The organism is Prochlorococcus marinus str. GP2 (genome assembly GCF_000759885.1).
In the GTDB taxonomy this organism is placed as follows: Bacteria; Cyanobacteriota; Cyanobacteriia; order PCC-6307; family Cyanobiaceae; genus Prochlorococcus_A; species Prochlorococcus_A marinus_J.
In genome coordinates this window covers 298,416-316,177 of record NZ_JNAH01000004.1, presented here as the reverse complement: position 1 = coordinate 316,177, position 17,762 = coordinate 298,416, and the positions used below count along the sequence as shown (strand labels likewise).

At 27.3% G+C, this 17,762-nt stretch carries 26 protein-coding genes and 1 pseudogene; 10 read left to right on the top strand and 17 right to left on the bottom strand.

Going from position 1 to position 17,762, the window contains the following annotated elements; genetic code table 11:
* Positions 1 to 368, top strand: a pseudogene (locus tag EU91_RS0108665) (cell surface protein); the annotation flags it as partial.
* A 139-nt stretch (positions 369 to 507) separates the two neighbouring features.
* Here EU91_RS0108665 and EU91_RS03715 read toward each other — a convergent pair.
* Positions 508 to 987, bottom strand: a complete 480-nt coding sequence (locus EU91_RS03715) for a glutathione peroxidase (protein ID WP_032524557.1) — start codon at positions 985 to 987, stop codon at positions 508 to 510.
* A 146-nt stretch (positions 988 to 1,133) separates the two neighbouring features.
* Here EU91_RS03715 and EU91_RS03720 point away from each other — a divergent pair, with 146 nt between their 5' ends.
* The 3 genes from EU91_RS03720 to EU91_RS03730 all read left to right on the top strand — a co-directional run bounded on the left by EU91_RS03720 (position 1,134) and on the right by EU91_RS03730 (position 2,857).
* Positions 1,134 to 1,376 (top strand): hypothetical protein, encoded by a 243-nt coding sequence (locus EU91_RS03720; protein WP_032524535.1) that lies wholly within the window; start codon positions 1,134 to 1,136, stop codon positions 1,374 to 1,376.
* Positions 1,377 to 1,387: 11 nt separating this feature from the next.
* Positions 1,388 to 2,563 carry a formate-dependent phosphoribosylglycinamide formyltransferase gene (gene purT, locus EU91_RS03725; protein WP_032524534.1) on the top strand — a complete coding sequence of 392 codons (1,176 nt, stop codon included), beginning with the start codon at positions 1,388 to 1,390 and terminating at the stop codon, positions 2,561 to 2,563.
* A gap of 93 nt (positions 2,564 to 2,656) precedes the next feature.
* Positions 2,657 to 2,857, top strand: a complete 201-nt coding sequence (locus tag EU91_RS03730) for a hypothetical protein (RefSeq protein ID WP_032524533.1) — start codon at positions 2,657 to 2,659, stop codon at positions 2,855 to 2,857.
* Between the two features lie 14 nt (positions 2,858 to 2,871).
* Here EU91_RS03730 and EU91_RS03735 read toward each other — a convergent pair whose 3' ends face one another.
* The 7 genes from EU91_RS03735 to EU91_RS03760 form a co-directional block, all read right to left on the bottom strand.
* Positions 2,872 to 3,033: a hypothetical protein gene (locus EU91_RS03735; RefSeq protein WP_032524532.1), complete on the bottom strand. Its 162-nt coding sequence runs from the start codon at positions 3,031 to 3,033 to the stop codon at positions 2,872 to 2,874.
* A 400-nt stretch (positions 3,034 to 3,433) separates the two neighbouring features.
* A complete protein-coding gene (pepN, locus tag EU91_RS03740; RefSeq protein WP_032524530.1) occupies positions 3,434 to 6,040 on the bottom strand; it encodes an aminopeptidase N in 2,607 nt (868 codons plus the stop codon).
* A 49-nt stretch (positions 6,041 to 6,089) separates the two neighbouring features.
* The gene (locus tag EU91_RS03745) at positions 6,090 to 6,371 is read right to left on the bottom strand and encodes a hypothetical protein (RefSeq protein ID WP_241433933.1); all 282 of its coding nucleotides are present in this window, start codon (positions 6,369 to 6,371) and stop codon (positions 6,090 to 6,092) included.
* 156 nt (positions 6,372 to 6,527) lie between these two features.
* On the bottom strand, positions 6,528 to 7,244 hold the full coding sequence (locus EU91_RS03750; protein WP_032524528.1) for an MBL fold metallo-hydrolase: 717 nt from the start codon (positions 7,242 to 7,244) through the stop codon (positions 6,528 to 6,530).
* 66 nt (positions 7,245 to 7,310) lie between these two features.
* The gene (locus EU91_RS03755) at positions 7,311 to 7,613 is read right to left on the bottom strand and encodes a hypothetical protein (RefSeq protein ID WP_032524527.1); all 303 of its coding nucleotides are present in this window, start codon (positions 7,611 to 7,613) and stop codon (positions 7,311 to 7,313) included.
* Between the two features lie 45 nt (positions 7,614 to 7,658).
* Positions 7,659 to 7,844: a hypothetical protein gene (locus EU91_RS0108655; RefSeq protein WP_011818521.1), complete on the bottom strand. Its 186-nt coding sequence runs from the start codon at positions 7,842 to 7,844 to the stop codon at positions 7,659 to 7,661.
* Positions 7,845 to 7,951: 107 nt separating this feature from the next.
* Positions 7,952 to 8,332 carry a DCC1-like thiol-disulfide oxidoreductase family protein gene (locus EU91_RS03760; protein WP_032524526.1) on the bottom strand — a complete coding sequence of 127 codons (381 nt, stop codon included), beginning with the start codon at positions 8,330 to 8,332 and terminating at the stop codon, positions 7,952 to 7,954.
* Between the two features lie 200 nt (positions 8,333 to 8,532).
* Between EU91_RS03760 and EU91_RS0108650 the strand changes: the two genes are divergently transcribed.
* Positions 8,533 to 8,670: a hypothetical protein gene (locus EU91_RS0108650; RefSeq protein ID WP_002806597.1), complete on the top strand. Its 138-nt coding sequence runs from the start codon at positions 8,533 to 8,535 to the stop codon at positions 8,668 to 8,670.
* Between the two features lie 108 nt (positions 8,671 to 8,778).
* Positions 8,779 to 9,048: a hypothetical protein gene (locus EU91_RS0108645; RefSeq protein ID WP_032524556.1), complete on the top strand. Its 270-nt coding sequence runs from the start codon at positions 8,779 to 8,781 to the stop codon at positions 9,046 to 9,048.
* A 420-nt stretch (positions 9,049 to 9,468) separates the two neighbouring features.
* Here EU91_RS0108645 and EU91_RS03765 read toward each other — a convergent pair whose 3' ends face one another.
* A complete protein-coding gene (locus EU91_RS03765) occupies positions 9,469 to 9,786 on the bottom strand; it encodes a DUF3303 domain-containing protein (RefSeq protein ID WP_032524524.1) in 318 nt (105 codons plus the stop codon).
* 697 nt (positions 9,787 to 10,483) lie between these two features.
* Positions 10,484 to 10,954: a GNAT family N-acetyltransferase gene (locus EU91_RS03775; protein WP_032524522.1), complete on the bottom strand. Its 471-nt coding sequence runs from the start codon at positions 10,952 to 10,954 to the stop codon at positions 10,484 to 10,486.
* A 19-nt stretch (positions 10,955 to 10,973) separates the two neighbouring features.
* Between EU91_RS03775 and EU91_RS03780 the strand changes: the two genes are divergently transcribed.
* Positions 10,974 to 11,654, top strand: a complete 681-nt coding sequence (locus tag EU91_RS03780; RefSeq protein WP_032524521.1) for a peptidase E — start codon at positions 10,974 to 10,976, stop codon at positions 11,652 to 11,654.
* Between the two features lie 20 nt (positions 11,655 to 11,674).
* Here the strand turns inward: EU91_RS03780 and EU91_RS03785 are convergent, their stop codons facing one another.
* Positions 11,675 to 12,079, bottom strand: coding sequence for a hypothetical protein (locus EU91_RS03785; protein WP_032524520.1), 405 nt, complete (start codon positions 12,077 to 12,079; stop codon positions 11,675 to 11,677).
* 392 nt (positions 12,080 to 12,471) lie between these two features.
* Between EU91_RS03785 and EU91_RS03790 the strand changes: the two genes are divergently transcribed.
* Together EU91_RS03790 and EU91_RS03795 are read left to right on the top strand one after the other, a co-directional pair.
* A complete protein-coding gene (locus EU91_RS03790) occupies positions 12,472 to 13,269 on the top strand; it encodes a hypothetical protein (protein WP_032524519.1) in 798 nt (265 codons plus the stop codon).
* Positions 13,270 to 13,295: 26 nt separating this feature from the next.
* Positions 13,296 to 14,447 (top strand): NAD(P)-binding protein, encoded by a 1,152-nt coding sequence (locus EU91_RS03795; RefSeq protein WP_032524518.1) that lies wholly within the window; start codon positions 13,296 to 13,298, stop codon positions 14,445 to 14,447.
* Between the two features lie 3 nt (positions 14,448 to 14,450).
* Here the strand turns inward: EU91_RS03795 and EU91_RS03800 are convergent, their stop codons facing one another.
* Complete coding sequence (locus EU91_RS03800; RefSeq protein ID WP_032524517.1) at positions 14,451 to 15,047, bottom strand: uridine kinase family protein; 597 nt, start codon at positions 15,045 to 15,047, stop codon at positions 14,451 to 14,453.
* A 268-nt stretch (positions 15,048 to 15,315) separates the two neighbouring features.
* Between EU91_RS03800 and EU91_RS03805 the strand changes: the two genes are divergently transcribed.
* Positions 15,316 to 15,642 (top strand): helix-hairpin-helix domain-containing protein, encoded by a 327-nt coding sequence (locus EU91_RS03805; RefSeq protein WP_032524516.1) that lies wholly within the window; start codon positions 15,316 to 15,318, stop codon positions 15,640 to 15,642.
* 74 nt (positions 15,643 to 15,716) lie between these two features.
* Here EU91_RS03805 and rpsU read toward each other — a convergent pair whose 3' ends face one another.
* From rpsU to EU91_RS03825, 5 genes are all read right to left on the bottom strand, one after another.
* A complete protein-coding gene (gene rpsU, locus EU91_RS03810) occupies positions 15,717 to 15,893 on the bottom strand; it encodes a 30S ribosomal protein S21 (RefSeq protein ID WP_002806486.1) in 177 nt (58 codons plus the stop codon).
* A 76-nt stretch (positions 15,894 to 15,969) separates the two neighbouring features.
* Complete coding sequence (locus tag EU91_RS03815; protein ID WP_032524515.1) at positions 15,970 to 16,437, bottom strand: nucleoside 2-deoxyribosyltransferase; 468 nt, start codon at positions 16,435 to 16,437, stop codon at positions 15,970 to 15,972.
* Positions 16,434 to 16,829 (bottom strand): phosphoribosyltransferase, encoded by a 396-nt coding sequence (locus tag EU91_RS03820; protein WP_082303029.1) that lies wholly within the window; start codon positions 16,827 to 16,829, stop codon positions 16,434 to 16,436. Before EU91_RS03820 ends, EU91_RS03815 begins: the two co-directional genes overlap by 4 nt.
* A complete protein-coding gene (locus EU91_RS0108635; protein ID WP_032524514.1) occupies positions 16,829 to 17,014 on the bottom strand; it encodes a hypothetical protein in 186 nt (61 codons plus the stop codon). The genes EU91_RS03820 and EU91_RS0108635 overlap by 1 nt, the downstream gene beginning before the upstream one ends.
* 74 nt (positions 17,015 to 17,088) lie before the next feature.
* Complete coding sequence (locus tag EU91_RS03825; protein WP_032524513.1) at positions 17,089 to 17,592, bottom strand: hypothetical protein; 504 nt, start codon at positions 17,590 to 17,592, stop codon at positions 17,089 to 17,091.
* Between the last annotated feature and the right edge of the window lie 170 nt (positions 17,593 to 17,762).

Below are 17,762 nucleotides of genomic sequence, written 5' to 3'. Positions count from 1 at the left end.
AGGCAGAAGTAAAATCAGAGGAGCCCGAAGAAAGTGAAGTTAAGCAGGAAATAGTAGAGGCAGAAGTAAAATCAGAGGAGCCCGAAGAAAGTGAAGTTAAGCAGGAAATAGTAGAGGCAGAAGTAAAATCAGAGGAGCCCGAAGAAAGTGAAGTTAAACAGGAAATAGTAGAGGCAGAAGTAAAATCAGAGGAACCCGAAAAAAGTGAAGTTAAAGAAGAAATAGTAGAGGCAGAAGTAAAATCAGAGGAGCCCGAAGAAAGTGAAGTTAAGCAGGAAATAGTAGAGGCAGAAATAAAATCAATTAAACCTAAAAAAAGAAATGTTAAAGATGAAATAATAGACGTAGAAAATGATTCAGATAATTAATAAAATTTTAAATTAAATTAAAAATTACTAAACAGGCTTGAATTTTAAAAATAGTGTATCTTTTAGAATAAATTGTTTTATTAATTCAATATAAAGTATCTCTACTCTTATTAATTTAATTTTAGTTATAAGAAGGTTTTTATGAATCTAAAGCTACTTCGATAGCTGCGATTAAGTTTTCGTCAAACGGTTTAACACCTGGTTTGAATCTTGCAATTACTTTACTATCTTTTCCTATCAGAAACTTTTCAAAATTCCATTCAACATCTCCTTCAGGTTCAACTTTGTTAAGTGTCGTATATGGTTCTGTAGTGTTGCCTTTGGCATGAACTTTTTCATAGATTTCAAACTTAACGCCATATTTTGTAGTGCAAAACTCTTTTATTTCTGAAAGAGAGCCGGGTTCTTGTTTCCCAAAATCATTACAAGGGAATGCAAGTATACTTAGGCCTTTGCTTGAATATAAATCATGTAGCTTTTGGAGATCTTCATACTGAGCAGTATTTCCGCAATAACTAGCTACATTAACAACTAAAATTACTTTACCTGAGTATTCACCAAGTTTTATAGATGACCCGTCAGAGGAAAGAACAGTGGTATTTTTTACGTCTACTTGCATGACTAAAAAAAAATTACCCTTTGAAGATAGCATTGTAAATCTTTTTTTGTGTTTAAATTATCTGATGGTTTCGGTTATTTCTTTTGTAAGTTTTAATTTTTCATTTCTTTAACCCTTTATAATTAATATTATTATTCAATTTAAATTTGGACCCTTTAGACCCACTTACTGAAATTATTAATTCCGGTCAAGGTTTTTCACCTGCAATCGCTTTTGAGAGAATTATTTGGGCAATGATTGGACTCTTTTTTTTAGGCGCAGTTTCAAGATCAATAACTAATAGCATGCGAAGTCAAAATTGGTTTGGTAGAAAATTTTTATTTAGTTTTTCTAAAGATAAAAAAATTACAAATGATTCATCATCACATCCTTCTGGTGAAGACGAATAAATTTAATAAATATGAAAGATTCAATTTTTTCTAAAAAAAGAATTTTATTGCTTGGTAGTGGCGAGCTCGGAAAAGAATTAGTAATAGAATCTAAAAGATTAGGATTAGAAGTTATTGCAATTGATCAATATGAAAATGCACCTGCAATGCAAGTCGCTGATTATTCAAGAGTAATTGATATGAGAGATAAAATTATTTTAAAAAATGTTATAAATGAATTTAAGCCTGATTATGTTGTGCCAGAAATAGAGGCACTCTCAATTGAAGCCCTAAAAGAACTAGAGGATGAGGGAATCAATATTGTTCCCAACGCCAGAACTGTAGAAATTACAATGAATAGAGATAAAATTAGAGACTTAGCCTCTAGAGATTTAAAAATAAAAACTGCAAAGTTTGATTATATTTTTGAATTTGATGATTTAGAAAAAAAAGCTGATGAAATTGGATTCCCACTTTTGCTTAAGCCTTTAATGAGCTCTTCAGGAAAGGGACAGAGTTTGGTTGAAACAAAACATGATTTACAAAATGCTTGGAAACAGGCACAAGCAAATTCAAGAGGGAAGGTTAAAGGAGTAATTATTGAAGAATTTATTAATTTTGATTTTGAGTTTACTCTTTTAACTGTAAGAAAAGAAAATGGTGAAAATATTTTTTGTTTACCAATTGGACATCTTCAATCTAATGGAGACTATCAATGCAGTTGGCAACCTATAGAAATCAAGGAGTCCTTAATTATTGAAGCTAAGAGAGTGACAAGTAGAATATTAAATAATCTTAATGGAGCTGGATTATACGGAGTAGAGTTTTTTATAAAAGGAAGTGAGGTTATATTTTCAGAATTATCCCCAAGACCACACGACACTGGTATGGTTACATTAGTTAGTCAAAATATTAATGAATTTGAATTACATTTAAGGGCTTTTTTGAATTTACCAATACCTCGTATAGATCTAATAGAACCCTCTGCAACCAGAGTTATACTATCTAATCAAGAGTATCTAAATCCTATTTATGAAGGTCTTAATGAAGCATTAGAATTTGAAAAGACTAAAGTTCTTATTTTTGGCAAACCACTTTCCAGAAAAGGCAGAAGAATGGGTGTTGTTCTCTCATCAAATTCTGACCTTAATTTGGCTAGAAAAAATGCAGATGAAGCTGCTCTTAAAATAAAAGTAAGTACTTCATAAATATTAAATAAAAATAACGAAAAAAATACTTATTTCCTTTGTTTTTATTCTATGTCTCTTTAGGTATCATTTAAGTATGTTTTTTATTTCGAAATGATAGAAAATTATAAAGGTTGGGACATAACTTTAAATTGGGATAATAAAGATTATCTCGAGAGGGATACTACTATGAGTAATTTTTTTAATCAAAAGGAAAAATGGATTGGTGTACACTTAAATGGTGAAAAAATCTATGGATCTTCTCTAAAAGAAATTAGACATATTATTGATTATCCTAGTTTGCATGAAAAGTAGGTTAAATGATTTTTTTAATTATCCTGATTATTTTCATTATCTTCAATAAGTTCATTAGCAAGTTTTCTCAAATCTCCCTTAATCGAGACCCATGTAAAGGCGATTATAAAAATTGAAGCAGATATTGCAACTATGATTTTTTCTACAGGGGACATTCCAAGTGCAATAGCAAACATTTCAAACTAAATAATAATTTTTTATTATATTGAATTTTTTTAAATAGTTAGAATCAAATTTTTTTTTGCAATGATATTTAATTATTAAAAATATAATAAATAAATTAAAATTACTTATTTTATTTATTGTTTCTGATTTCAATTTTATTCAGTAAGATTAAATTATGGAAACAAAAAAGTGCCCCCAATGTAAAAATTTAATTTTAAAAACTTCCCCAACATGTTTATATTGTGGCAGACCTAATAAATTTATAACTAAGGAATATGTAAATAAAAAGTGGAATAAAGATAATAATAAAAATGTATTTGATTATATTTTTATTAATAAGTATCTTGTATTTATTTTATTTCTAATATTTACAATTGTTATTATTATATTTAGTTAAATAACATCAATTAATCACTCTATTATTGCATCTAATACTTCTTTAGTATTTGTTGATAGTTTATTTTTTTTAATCTGCTTTATTGCTTCTACCATATTATTTTTGTAAGGTTCTGAATAATAATTGTATCTGCTAAATACTTTCACAAATCGGGAAATTACGATTGGATTTAATTTATCAAAGTCAATTATCTTTTTTGCAATATATTTATAACCAGAACCATCCATTGCATGAAAATTACTATTTCTTGTTACGAAAGTATTTAATATAGCTCTTAAAGTGTTTGGTGATTTTGAATCAAAAAACTTATTTTCAAATAATCTTTCAATGCTGTTTGTTTTCTCATCAATTTCTATAGATGCATTGAATGAGAACCAACTATCCAAAACGACACTATTATTTTTCCATTTATTGAAGAAAATATTTGAAATAATTTTTCTTTCAGGACAATTAATCCTACTGAAAGAATTCAATGCAGATTTTGCTAGCGTCATCGAATTACTATCGACATAATTAATTATTTTGCATTTAATTTCCTCATCATTACCGTGCAACAGTAGTTTCCAAATTGTTTCGATTAGTTTTCTTTCATTTTTACCTTCTGGCCAAACTTTATCTAGATTTTTCTCTATTTCTTGAAGCTTAAAATATAATACTTCTTTTAACTTGGTACCGAATAAATGATTTAATTCGTCAATAGTTTTATATATCTTTAGAGGATCTATATTTTCCATCTCTGATTCAATTTCAGCAAATGTCGGAATACTTAGTAATTCTGATAAGAGATACAAATTTATATCTTTATTTTTTATAAATGATATTAAAGTGCTTATTAATTTATTTTCAACTTTATGATCTGGCTTTTCATCTAATCTACACAAAATTATTTTTTTGAATAATTCTCTTACAGTATTAGATAGTGTAAAAAAATCTTTTTCATATTTTAAGATTAAAAATTTTTCATCCAAGGTAGTGTCAGATTCCCACTCAACTGGTGAAGAGAATTCGCGAAAATAAGTCACTAAAGGGATATGGAGGTGAGATCTAACATTCCTAAAAATAAATTCTTGTTTTTTTGTTTTTAAAACAACTGTTTTTTCTATTCTTTTATTGTCTCCGAAAAATATAGCCAGATTTATAGGAATTATTAGAGGTAAATCATTATAGGGGTTCTTCTTTATTGGATTACTTTGGGAGGCTTCAATTGTGAGTTTTTCGTCTGTTTGATGCCAGATTCTCTTGAATTTAACTTTTGGTGTGCCATTTTGCTTGTACCAGACTTTAAATTCTTCAGGATCAATTTCCTTATTAAGCTCTAAAATTTTATCGACAAATTGGTCTATTGTTGCTGCCTTCCCATCATATGTTGAGATGTAATTACTAAATCCTTTATAGAAATTTTCATCTTTTACAAGCTTGTTAAGCATTCTAATTATTTCTGATCCTTTTTCGTATATCGTGGTCGTATAGAAATTGTCTATTTCTTGGTATCTTTCTGGCATTACAGGATGCGATGTTGGACCAGAATCCTCTCTAAATTGATTTCTTCTAAGAAATTTTGCATCCTCAAGTCTCTTGATTTCATGATTATGAAGGTCTGCTGTGAACTGTTGATCTCTGAAGACTGTTAAACCCTCTTTAAGAGATAATTGAAACCAATCTCTACAAGTCACTCTATTACCCGTCCAATTATGGAAGTATTCATGGGCGATCACACCCTCTATTCTCTCTAATTCCTCATCAGTTGTTGTTTCAGAATTAGCGAGTATTAGTTTTGAGTTGAAAATATTGAGACTTTTATTTTCCATTGCTCCCATATTAAAGTGCCTGATTGCAACTATATTGAACAATGACAAATCGTATTCAAGGTTATATTTATCTTCGTCCCATCTCATGGATTTCTGTAAGGAACTTATTGCATGTTGGACATATTTTTCATCACCATACTCAACGTAAATATTTATTTTTACTTTTTTATTCGATTTTGTTATGAAATTATCTTTTACACAATTAAGTTTGCCCGCTACTAATGCAAATAGATATGAAGGTTTCGGATATGGGTCTTCCCAAATTATTTCATGTCGATTATTTGTAAGATCATTTTCTTTTACGATGTTACCATTTGAAAGTAAAACAGGATAATCATTCTTGTCGGACTCAATTCTCACAGTGTATTTGCTTAGAATATCAGGCCTATCAGAGTGAAAACTTATTCTTCTAAATCCCTCTGCCTCACATTGAGTAGTTATAATTCCATTACTCTCATACATTCCTAAAAGGGATGTATTTTCTTTTGGTTTAATTACCCCTTCTATTGTTAATAAAAAATTTTCTTTATTTATATTTTTAATTTTTAGGTTATTTTTTTGCTGTTTGTAGTATTCCTCTTCTAGTAATGAGTCATCTATAAATATTTTTTTTATTAATATATCCGTACCATCAAGAATTAGATTTCTGGTATTCTTATTTATTTTTACCAATTTTAATTTGGTTGTAACATTTACAGCATTTTTCATAATTACGAAGTCCAAAAAAATTTCTGGAATTTCATAATCAAAAATCTTGTAATCTTCAAGTTTTACATAGCTTGAAATACTCTTTTGGATATTTGGATTGTTCATATTTACAAAGAAGCTTAGAAGTTAAATAATCTATAACATTAGTTTGAAATTATAAGTTTGGCCTATTATCTTCTGTTTCACAAAAATGTGTTTTAATCTCCCCAGAAGGTAGTAGTTCGTATAAAGAAGGATTATTAATATCAGGCGATCCGTCCTTATTAAATTGATACCTCCAGTCCCATTTTTTATCTGTAAAGGAAATATAATCTTTTCTTAGAGAATATGGAAGCATAAGCTTTTTTTTATTCCAATTAATATTTATAAATGCTCCTGGCTTTAACTCAGATATCTTTTCTACTATGGAAAAGTCACCATTAATATCATTTCTCATCACAAGATTAAGCTTTGAATTTTCACATATATAGCTACTATTTAAAGCTAATAAAAGTATTGAGGTAAAAAAAAATGAATTAATTTTTTTGAGCTCCTTTTAAAGTTGATTTACTTTCTAGTTAAATGACTTAATTAAAGATCTTTTTGGATCGATTTAAATCATAATAGATTGCCTACTGTTAAGCTCTACAAGATTACAATTTAATGCCTCTTCGTAATCCTGAACTGAAATAAAATTATTCAAAAAACCTGAATATTTTGCATCTCCGCCTATGGTGCTTGAAAGTATATATTTTGGATTGAATTTGTTAATCAATTTAGGGATTACATCAGCACCTTTTACAAAAGAACCAACTAGGGGTAATTCTAAATTTTTTGTAGGAGTAATGACTGCATCAAGACTTTGCTTTTTTAAATTTTCATCAAGATATCCATGGGGTTCTATATAAAAACCATTATCTTGATCGTCTTTAACAATATATCCGTTTTCTATTTGTGGCACTGGAGCCCCAGCAGTTGCTTCAAAACTTAAATTAAAAAGATTTGTCTTTTCGGTTGGCTTAAGCATTTTAATTGAACTAAAACCAATTTTTTTTAATGTTTCAACAGCACTTTTAGGGCAAATTATAGGAATATCCTTCCTGAACATTTCTAATGTTGGAACATGACAGTGGTCAGGTAATCCTTGGGTTAACAAAACAAGATCTATTTTTTTATCTATTGAAATTTCTTCTTCTAATGATCCTTTAAAAAACCACTCACCTGGAGGAAATATTAAATCTCCCTTGAGCCAAGGATCAATAATTAAATTGGTTTTTTTAAATTTTATAAGCCAACCATTTGAACCAAGGTAGGTCGCTTCAAAAGCCATTATTAATTAATTGTTTTATTAAACTATAAGGTAATTTTGGCTTTATCGAGAAATTACTAATTTAGATTAGTTTGCTTCATTTAAGATTTGAAATGACTTTCTTTTTAGATTGAATATTAAAACTTGATTATCTTTATAACTAATTTCAAAGTTTTCTTTTTCTAACATTTGTATTGGTATTAGAGCTAATCCTCCTGTTCCTGAAAAAATGATTGGCATGGTGCTATTTTTAGTCCCATTCATTTTTTGTAAGTCAATAGCTTGAGAAACTATTTTTCTGGCTTTATCAAATCCGTAGACTTCTATTAATTCAGGCCATAAAAAGTTAACTAATTCATATTTCGAAAACTCAATTTGTACTGTTTTCATCAAAAAATAATAGATATATAGTGATTAATTAACTATGATATTTATTTAATTACTATTTTTAAATCTGTCCATGACTAGTTGCAACATATCCACTACATCACCATCAGTTAAATTTAAATCCTTCTTTAAATCATTGCAGGTTAAATTCATTTCAAGTGCCGCTTCAGCCATATGATTAACTTTTTGGTTATCACCGCCCAATGAAATAAAGGGATTGAAGTTTTCTATCATTTAATACTTGTTGTTACCATCTAGTTCTAGCTAAGAAATAATTAATTATCATTTTTTGATACAGAAGCTTATAAATATGTTATTTAATATTTAGAAAGTTTTTATTTTTAAACCAGGGATGTTGATATACCTTTTGATATCAAAGCGAATCTTCTGGCTCTTACTAGGAAAGGAAATATTAAATTTGTTCGTTTATTTGATTTAAACACTCTAGAAAGTAAAAAAAGTAAACTACTGGAGGGATTATTTATCTGTTTGCAAATAGTATTAATTGCATCTGCTCCATGAAAGATATCTTCATCTTTCAGGAGAATAGCTCCTTTATCTAGGTCATAACCTTTAGCTAGAAGGGATTTAATCAGAGTTAAATTTTTACGACCATCAAGAATTTTAATATTATTTAACTTGCTTTTGATCTCAAGGAGCTCAGCAAAATGATTGCAGAATGGGCATTCTCCATCATAAATAAAAGTATAGTTGGAAGTCATTAGAAAAAAATTTTTTGATGGTCTTAAAGTGTGCCAACTAAATAGTAATTCCTCGATAATAAAACAAATAATAAAAATTTTGTGGATTTTTTATAAAGGGATAGTTAAAGGATTCTAATAATTACGAAGAAATGTCTCAATATAGGTATATTTTTCATAAAAATCTGTATGCTTACTCGGAGATATTATGTTTTAAAATCATGAATTTATTAGCTTCTTTTGCTTTAGGTGGTTTCAACCCTTGGGCAGCAGGCTTTGGAATTGGTTCTTTAGTCCTTTTTGGCCTTGTTGGTCTTGTTGCTGGTCCAAACCTTAAGAATTTTGACCCTGATGCATAAATCATCATTTTTAATATAGATTTTTAAAAGACTCATCTGAGTCTTTTTTTTATGCGATTTTTAAAATTTATTTTTAGAATCAAAACTACATTATATTCTGACAAAGAAATGTTGTTGAATCCTCTTTATCCATTTACTTTTTTGAAAATCTCTTCTCTAAAAGCAACTATCGTTTTTTTATCAATACTTTTAATTAAATCAAATTTGCTTAGATTAAAAGGGGGACTAATTGGAGGACTTTTTGCTTTGATACTCATATCAGGAATTTTTGTCTCTAGTACCATAGCTTTAGGATCTTTAGTGTATGCCTATCAATTAAGGAAGAAATCTAATCTTGATGACAATCAAATGCAGGATTTAGAAAGTGTTAATGTTTAAAAATATTTTGTGAATTTAATTCAGTTGGATAACTTAAAATGGAGTACCAGGAACAAAATGCAATACTAAAAATCCAAAACCGGCAGCAAAAACTATTGATACTGCGATGATGAGAAGACCTGATGCCATACCACCTTCTTTAAATGCCATATAGTAAGTTATTTTTAAATTTATAATAGAACATAATTGTTCCCAGGGAATAGTTCTAATTACTCAAATATCATCCAAACTTATTATTAATAGTGAATAAAAGTAAAAATATCGAAGTTAATGAAAGGATAAAACCAAATATTATTAATGGTTTAGATTTAACGTTTTCTTCTTGTTTGGGGCTATTTTTAGAAGATACTAAGTTGCTATTTCGTTTAGATAGAAGATTGGGAAATGGTTTAATCACGATAAATTTGAGATCTAAGCTAATTAACCTAAAGTTTTAAATAAATCTTTATGATAATCAACAACATTTTGACAACTTATTACAGGTGTAAATTCCATATGAATTCCAAATTTTGCTCTCCATGGAGCAAAATGCGCAAAAATTTCTTTATCACTATGTGCCTTACATAAACAAACTACCCTACCTTCACCTGGAGCATGCACTCTAAATAACATCTCAAATTTGTCTGTTTTATCTGATTTAGAAATTTCACCGTTTTCCCAGGCCTCCACAAATAATTGATAAGCTTTTACTTGATTCTCAATATCTGGGAATTGGCAGTCAGCAAGAAATAATTGCATTGGTTTTTTCTTAAAATTTTACTTATTATCGCTCAAATTGCTATTTATTAATAGTACTGTTTGAATTTGAAGATTAGAAAAAAAATCTTTTTCCTAAATAAAGTGAGAGGAAAGGGTCTCAAGAAATTTTCCTATATCTTTTTTATATAAACTATCTGTTATTTTTAAAGAGAATAATTCATAATCATTTATATCTTTCTTTTTGTCAAAATTAATATTTCCCTTTAATGAAATATTTTTCATGATTTTATTGATCACTATTTAAAATTTAAACAAATATATTTAAAAGGCAAATTTCTTTACATTATGTTTTTAATAAGAGAAATTTCTAGTGAAATTTAGGATATAAATAACTTATGCAACTTAAGAATTAAGTATTGTTCCTAAAATATACAAAAATGTATTTGTTACAGAAAAAAATACTGTTAACAGAGATGCAAAAACTGGTAATAAATTAAACCATAACTGAGATGTCGTCATTTTTGAATCTATGGGCAGAAAATTGGTTCCTTTTTTTAATCTTATTTGCAGCCAGAAGATGGATAATGGATAAATAATTCTTGAAAAAGTTATTAAAAAAGAAGGTAAACTACCCCTCTTTGAATAAAGTACAAAACCTGAAAAAAAATACAAAATCCAAACTAGAATTCTTTGAATAAATATTATCGCTTTACTTTTGCTATACATTATTAATTAACTAATTCATTTTTATATTTTTAATCATTTTATATCTTTCAAAAAAAATATTATTTATAGTAACTTTTTCTTTACGAACAATTTCCCATTTGTTTTTCAGAAATAATTTATAACTTATCAAGCTTGCTTCAGTTGAAAGAGAATCTAAACCTTCTTTCTTAGATTCATCTTCTAATTTATGAAGTAACTTAGATCCGCAACCTTTTTTCTGGAATTTACCTTTACAATAAAATAAAGCGATTCTATTGTTTGGATACCTTGTGGCAAAAGCTACAATAATTCCTTTCTCACTTAAAAGCCATCCTTTCCCTTCAGTTATTGACTTATCAAAATATGGATTATTCCAAGCTTGGCTAGACCAAGCTATTTTTTGTTCTTTACTATATGTATTTTCATCTAATGATTGAATTGAATCAAAATAAACCTTCTTTAATTCAAGTTGATCTTTAATAGTAATTTGTCTTAAATTCATAAATAAATAATTTTTTAATATGAATAGTAAGAATATAGTCGCAATTGGTGGCGGAGGCTTTGGCCGTTCTTTAGGATCTCTTGAAATTGAAAAATATATAATTTCTTTAATTAGTAAAAAAAGACCAAAAATCTGCTTTATTCCTACTGCATCTGGTGATAGTAGTGTGTATAAACTAAATTTTTACAGAGCATTTTCTAAACTAGATTGCATAACAAGCCATATAGACTTATTTTCTAGAACAGAAAACTTAGAAGAGAAAGTTTTAACTCAAGATATCATTTATGTTGGCGGAGGAAATACAAAAAGTATGTTAGCAGTCTGGAAAGAATGGAATTTAGATATTATCTTACAAAATGCTTATGAAAAAGGAATTGTAATGAGTGGTGTAAGTGCTGGAGCTATTTGTTGGTTTGAGAAGGGAATAACTGACTCTTTTGCTAAGGAATTGAATATAATTGATTGTCTAGGAATAGTTGATGGTATTGCTTGTCCTCATTTCGATGAAGAGAAAGAGAGAGAACCTTACGTTAATGATATTATTAAGAGAGAAATTATTGATTCTTGTATATGTATTGAGGGCAATTGTGCCTTGCATATCAAAAATGATTTTGAATATTACTCAATAGATTTTGGTAATGGTAAAAAATGTTTTAGAGTGACCAAGCAAAATAATAATTTAAATAAAAAATTATTTTAAAGAGATATTTTTAATATATTTTAAATCTCTTCATTTTTTGATATAGAAGTAAATTCAATACCTTTATATTTTATAAATGATGCAGTCCATACCTCTTTAGAGAGATTACCAAGGTATTTTAAGAATTGTTGTGTATCTCCATCTCTTATCCATTCCGATTTAATGAATGGAAGCTCTTTCTGCATCCTTTTAGGATGCATATGAACCAAAAGTAAACCTTTATCTTCAGAGGCCCTTTTTAATGAACCTTCATCACTCCTTTGAAAGACTCTAAGAAGAAGATTTAAGACAACTTCTTCTCCAAGTTTCTTGAAATTTTCTGGGTCCTCTAAATTATCTTTAACTTCTTTACCTCCAAGAGGCATTGCCCTAACAAGGTTCTGCTCAATTAATGCTATCGCAATTAAATAATCTTGGCTTGCCATATTTTTAAAATTACTTTTTTGATATTCTAACCTCTCGAGTTCATTAAATTCTTAATTGGTTAAATGATTTGCTACAACAATAAGAAATTAATTAATGATTTACTTTTAAACCTCTACCTTCTTTTATTTAAATTTATTAGTCACCTTATATTATATTTTTAAATATAAGATCTTTTTATCTTGTTCTGGTTATTAATTACATATAACAGGAACCGATTAAATGAGAACATTAAAAAGTTTTCAGAAGACTATATTTTATAAAAACAGTATTTTACTTTACTAGTAGCTATCTAATTTAAGGGAAAAAGTAAAAAATATTATCTCAGAATTGAGAGTCGAAGTAGATGTATGTTTTAGTTAAAATATTCGAATAGAGTTCTATGTACTTTTAGATGATTACTAATTTAAGATTTGAATTATCATTTAAAAATATTTCGCAGTTAGAAAATAAACTTAATTTCTGTAAATTTAATAAAATAAAAAACATAAATATTCCCTGTAAGGGGCCTATCAAGAAGGAATTTTTTAATTCAACTATTAAATATATATCAAAAAATTACCAAGAATTTAATATGACTTATCACTATAGTTTATATCATCAATATTCTCAAAATAAAGAAAAATCATATCAAGACCTTTTAAATTTTTTAAAAAATTCTAATTCAAATAGAAATTATGAAATTCTCCTTGTTTCAGGATCTAATAAGAAAAAAAACTATGATGCAGTTGATGTTTTAAGCAGACTAAAAGAAGAAAAAAATCTAAAAGTTAAATTAGGTATAGCTTATAATCCTTATTTGAAAAAATATTACAAAGATACTTATGAAAGAGAAAGGTTCGATAAAAAGATCTCTTCTGGATTAATAAATTCAATTTGGTTTCAATATGGAACAGATATAAAAGTACTTCAGAATGAAGTGAATTATCTCAATAAAGTTGAAAAATATCAAAAATTAAATCTATTTGGAAGTTTATTAATTCCATCAAAACAATTTATAGCAAGGTTTAAATTTCGTCCTTGGAAAGGAGTTCTTATCTCAGAAAAGTTTTTATCTTCTTTAGATGATTTTTATGATTTCACAAGAGATTTACTTTGTTTTTATAAAAAAAATAATATTACCCCTTTAATTGAAACTGATTTTGTGACATCAGAAAAACTTAATGCTGTTTATAGTTTCATTAGAAAATAAGAACAATTAATGCCAATTTCAGAATCATGAAAAGTAATTTTTCATATGAATTATTAATAATAGGTGGAGGTATATCTGCATGTGTTTTCGCTTCAAAGTATCTTCAAAATAACCTTACAAAAAAAATTGCATTAATTGAGTTTGGGCGTGGATTTGGTGGAAGATCAAGTACTAGATTAAGCAAAAGATTTAGAGGTTGGAAACTAAACCATGGTGCTCCAAGTTTTAATATAAGTAACAGTAAAAATAATCCTCTATTAAAAAATTATATTAATGAACTATTAGAAAATAAATTTATTAAAAATGATGATTCAGAATTAATTTTTCTAGGTGATGAACATAAAATAGAAAATATTAAAAAATCTGAATTTTATTTGGGGGATAATTATCTTTCTTCATTTTATATGAATGAATTATCCCAAAAGATAATTGGGTCTAATAATTTAAGGGCTAAGATTGATTTATTTTTTGAAACTTTAATAGTTGATTTGAGATTTAATAATGATGAATGGACATTAACATCTATGAATGGAGATAAATTCAAATCTAAATATCTTATTTGTACATCAAATTTGTTATTACATAAAAGGTCTCTAAAAATATTTAATATAAATCAAATTCCATTAAGAAAAGCTATTCCTCAAAATAAAGATAAAAAAATTGATTTGCTTTTGAATTTTTTAGATAAACAATTATTTATTCCAAGGCTAACTTTTTTAATTTATACAAATAAGAATTATAGATATAAAGATTTTTATTCTAAGAAATATAGATATTTTCATTTAAAAAAAAGCCTAGAGAAAAAATATAAATTTGAAAGGATTATATTTCAGTTACAAAATAACAACAAAATAGGAATTGTAGTTCATACAAAAAATTCAGATTTTATTAATTCTTATATAAAATCAAATGATGAAGAATACTTAAAACAAAAAATATTTAAAAATTTCAATGAATTGTTTAGTAAAAATAATTCAGTAAATCAATTAACTTATAATGAGGGATTCTCTATAATGCATTGGAGAGCTTCTCAACCTTCTGGTTGCGCTGTTCCATTATCTTTACAGTTAAGTACAAAGTATAGAATTGGATTCTGCGGAGATTGGTTTGAGGGTGAAGGATTTGGTAGGATTGAAGGCTCAATTTTAAGTGCTTTATTATTAGCAGAAAAAATTTAAAACTCATTCAAATAATTTGCTAAGTATTTGATCAATATTAGTGTTTTCTGTAATTGTAAATTCATTTGTATTTTTTTTTATATTTTTATTTTTGAACTTGTTATAGTAAATATCCCATGATTTTAAGAAATCTTCTTCAGCTTGTTTTTTTGCTTTCCCCCTTTCTTTTGAATCTCTCTGGATAACTCTTTTCATACAGTCATTTTTATTGATTTTTAGTTCTAAAAAAGAATAATTTTGATTACATAACGTGTTTGAAAATTCTTTAGCAAAAATACCTTCAATTATTAAAAATTTAATATTACTTTTTTCGTTTAAAGAATTATTTATTATTTTCTTTTCGAAATTATAAGAACGTTCATAGAATGAAATTCCATTACTAATAATAAAATTAAAATCTTTATTAAGAAGTTTATAATTAAAACTAATGCTTCTATCAAAATAACCTTTTACAAATTTTGAGAGTAATTTACTGAATAGACCTATTCTGTAGTAATTGTCTGTATTTAAAACAACACCATTTTTAATTTTCCCTACTATTTTTTTTGATAAGGTCGTTTTACCACTGCCAGAAGGACCACTTATAAATATAAGCTTCATTTTCTATACTCTACTCTCTTTTAAGATTCTAATTTTACTATTGCTAAATACTTGTAAAGTTGGGTAGTACATCTTTCTTCTTAAATTTTTTTGAGTAGTTTAATATATTTTGCAATGGCTTATAAGCTTGCATTAATATTAAATATGTGTCTTTATATAAATGTAAATAAATTAACATTATTCAAATATTTATAGTTTATTATTTATTCCATTAGGAATTTGACAAATTATTTTTTGAAAATTTAATTTTATTACTTATATTATTGCAATGATTTCTAAATTTCTAGGTAAACTAAAATCAATTCTATTCAAAAGTGCGGTATCGACTGAAACTCCTTTAAAGAAAGAAAAAAAACAAACTAAGTCTGTAAAATCTTTAAAAACAAAACCAAAAACAAAGTCAAAAACAGTCAATACAAAGAAAAATATTGAGACATTAACTGCACTGCCTGGTGTTGGAGCTAAAAGTGCTAAGGCTCTGTATGAGGCCGGATTTAAAACTAAAAAAGCAATTATTTCAGCTGACGAAAAAGATCTCCTTGCTGTATCTGGGGTTGGTATCAATCTTGTTAAAAAGCTGAAAAAGCTGAAATAATTAAATATCTCAACTTAAATTTCTAAGAAAATAATATTAATAGGTTAGTGCTTATCTAAATGCAAAAGTTTAGATTATCTTCTTCTTGCTTTTCTTCTTTGTTGCAATTTTCTTTTGTATTTTTCAATGGGAGTTTCGTGATGTCTAAGTCTTTTTAAATCAGCAAAAATTCCGGATTTAGATACTTGCCTTTTAAATCTTCTAAGGGCAGATTCAATTCCCTCATTCTCTCCAACTGTAACTTGAGTCAAAATTTTCTAAATAAATTATATTCTAACATCTTACAGGATTAATTATATATTTAAAAATTCAATTCGAAAATTTTGGTTAATTCACTTTATTTTTTGCCCACTTCACAAATCCTTTTTCGTTACTCTTTATATCTTGTAAGGATTCAAAATAGTATTTTTCCCAATTATCTCTAGGAAGTCCAAGAAAAAGCATTAAATTTAATGGGTATTTATTGTTATCTGAGCAATTTCTAAAATCATCTCTAAATAAAAAGATTTTCTTTTTTAGAGCAATTGCAATTCCCAATTCAATCATTACCCCTTCATCTGGGGGTGTCCCATTAACAATTGCAAAAATGCAATCACATTTTTTTAAATCATAGAAATTAGATTCTGCTAGATGATATGCCCAGTTATCATCTTTTTGTGTTATGTGCTTTGTTCTCTCAAAAGGTTCAAAGACTTCTACATTTAAATCATTAAAAATATTAATAAATTCATACAAGAGTTTATTAGTTTGTTTTGAAAATCCGTATGGGTTCGCTAAATATAATTTCTTTTTCAACTCAAACCTCTTTTTTTGATGTAACTGTTGCGATCACTGTGTGAATCTAAGGTGTTTTCCCAGGGAAAAACTATCCACTCACTTTTTTCTGCTAAATGTACACTGTTCCACCATGTTGGTTTATTTTTACTAAATAATACAAAAAACTTTGCTCCCTCAATATTTTTGAAGGTATTTAATGTAATACCAGTTTCATAAACATCATCTACTACTAGTGAATTTTTTATTGGTTCTGAAATCAATTTTATTTTTAATTTGTGGCTTAGTGCAACAGCGAGACATAAACCACCACGTGGAACCCCATATATTCCGGAGAAATCTAAAAACTTACATTTATTAGCGATGTGTTCTACGCTCTTATCAAATTCAGCCCAGGTAAAGTAATTTATCATTAAGTCTTGCTTTTTTCACTTGTAGTAGCGAATTTTGATGCGATTACACTTAAGAGTGCAACGACTTGCTCATTTGGGCAACAAGTGATTTTTTTTAGATTTTCACATTCATTTAATATGTTAGCGAAAGTATCCTCTACAATTCCGTTCATTTGTTCGTTACTAAAAGAATATGGCTTATTCATTTTTAATTATTAAATAATTTTATTTTTACTTAAATATCCTACTAAGTAAATATATCGATTAATAAAAAATGGAATTATTTCCACATGGGATCATTTACATATTTAATCCCAAGCGAATTAGGTACATAAGTATGAAGAGCTTCAATCTGTGTAGCCCATTTTTTAGAGTTACCCTTCAAACTTTCACTTTCAATAAGGTTTTTTAAGGAAATTCTTTTTCTTACTTTAAGAAGACCTATACAAGTTTCCCATGCTTCTTGATTTTTATAAATATCAAACCAAAAATCAAAAATTTTTTCCAATATATCGAGAGGTATATCGAAAGAAATTCCCATCGAGGGTTTGTTAATTAAATAATTTTTATTTTTTAATTCATTGAATAAATTGTGAATGTTTAAATTAATTGCTGACAGAATATCTTTTGCTGATTCATTTCCTATTAGCTCTTTTCTGTGGCAATCTAAAAGGTTTTTATCCGCAAGAATACTTTCATCACAATTTTTGACTCCCATCATCCAAAACCCTTCTTCATTCTTTACTCCACTAGCAAGGAATAGATATTGAGCTGAATTTTCCAAAATTAAAAATCATTTCTTCATTTTTAACATTTATTTTTATTTATGAAAATATTTTTAATGTACAAATAACAATTTTAATTTCCCGCTTAAAAATAAAAAGTTGTTAGAGTAGGGTTTTATAAATGTTTGATTTAAGAGAACTGAAACTAATGTTTTTAGATCCCACTGAT

What these genes read in the sequence shown, in the direction of transcription:
- EU91_RS03795 (WP_032524518.1), top strand. Translation starts at nt 13,296, where the DNA reads ATGAAAAGTAATTTTTCATATGAATTATTAATAATAGGTGGAGGTATA.
- EU91_RS03790 (WP_032524519.1), top strand. Translation starts at nt 12,472, where the DNA reads ATGATTACTAATTTAAGATTTGAATTATCATTTAAAAATATTTCGCAG.
- EU91_RS0108635 (WP_032524514.1), bottom strand. Translation starts at nt 17,014, where the DNA reads ATGAATAAGCCATATTCTTTTAGTAACGAACAAATGAACGGAATTGTA.
- EU91_RS03760 (WP_032524526.1), bottom strand. Translation starts at nt 8,332, where the DNA reads ATGACTTCCAACTATACTTTTATTTATGATGGAGAATGCCCATTCTGC.
- EU91_RS03735 (WP_032524532.1), bottom strand. Translation starts at nt 3,033, where the DNA reads ATGTTTGCTATTGCACTTGGAATGTCCCCTGTAGAAAAAATCATAGTT.
- EU91_RS03745 (WP_241433933.1), bottom strand. Translation starts at nt 6,371, where the DNA reads ATGAGAAATGATATTAATGGTGACTTTTCCATAGTAGAAAAGATATCT.
- EU91_RS03765 (WP_032524524.1), bottom strand. Translation starts at nt 9,786, where the DNA reads ATGCAATTATTTCTTGCTGACTGCCAATTCCCAGATATTGAGAATCAA.
- pepN (WP_032524530.1), bottom strand. Translation starts at nt 6,040, where the DNA reads ATGAACAATCCAAATATCCAAAAGAGTATTTCAAGCTATGTAAAACTT.
- EU91_RS03775 (WP_032524522.1), bottom strand. Translation starts at nt 10,954, where the DNA reads ATGAATTTAAGACAAATTACTATTAAAGATCAACTTGAATTAAAGAAG.
- EU91_RS03750 (WP_032524528.1), bottom strand. Translation starts at nt 7,244, where the DNA reads ATGGCTTTTGAAGCGACCTACCTTGGTTCAAATGGTTGGCTTATAAAA.
- EU91_RS03805 (WP_032524516.1), top strand. Translation starts at nt 15,316, where the DNA reads ATGATTTCTAAATTTCTAGGTAAACTAAAATCAATTCTATTCAAAAGT.
- EU91_RS03820 (WP_082303029.1), bottom strand. Translation starts at nt 16,829, where the DNA reads ATGATAAATTACTTTACCTGGGCTGAATTTGATAAGAGCGTAGAACAC.
- EU91_RS03755 (WP_032524527.1), bottom strand. Translation starts at nt 7,613, where the DNA reads ATGAAAACAGTACAAATTGAGTTTTCGAAATATGAATTAGTTAACTTT.
- EU91_RS03800 (WP_032524517.1), bottom strand. Translation starts at nt 15,047, where the DNA reads ATGAAGCTTATATTTATAAGTGGTCCTTCTGGCAGTGGTAAAACGACC.
- EU91_RS0108655 (WP_011818521.1), bottom strand. Translation starts at nt 7,844, where the DNA reads ATGATAGAAAACTTCAATCCCTTTATTTCATTGGGCGGTGATAACCAA.
- EU91_RS0108650 (WP_002806597.1), top strand. Translation starts at nt 8,533, where the DNA reads ATGAATTTATTAGCTTCTTTTGCTTTAGGTGGTTTCAACCCTTGGGCA.
- EU91_RS03730 (WP_032524533.1), top strand. Translation starts at nt 2,657, where the DNA reads ATGATAGAAAATTATAAAGGTTGGGACATAACTTTAAATTGGGATAAT.
- EU91_RS03780 (WP_032524521.1), top strand. Translation starts at nt 10,974, where the DNA reads ATGAATAGTAAGAATATAGTCGCAATTGGTGGCGGAGGCTTTGGCCGT.
- purT (WP_032524534.1), top strand. Translation starts at nt 1,388, where the DNA reads ATGAAAGATTCAATTTTTTCTAAAAAAAGAATTTTATTGCTTGGTAGT.
- EU91_RS03715 (WP_032524557.1), bottom strand. Translation starts at nt 987, where the DNA reads ATGCAAGTAGACGTAAAAAATACCACTGTTCTTTCCTCTGACGGGTCA.
- EU91_RS0108645 (WP_032524556.1), top strand. Translation starts at nt 8,779, where the DNA reads ATGTTGTTGAATCCTCTTTATCCATTTACTTTTTTGAAAATCTCTTCT.
- EU91_RS03785 (WP_032524520.1), bottom strand. Translation starts at nt 12,079, where the DNA reads ATGGCAAGCCAAGATTATTTAATTGCGATAGCATTAATTGAGCAGAAC.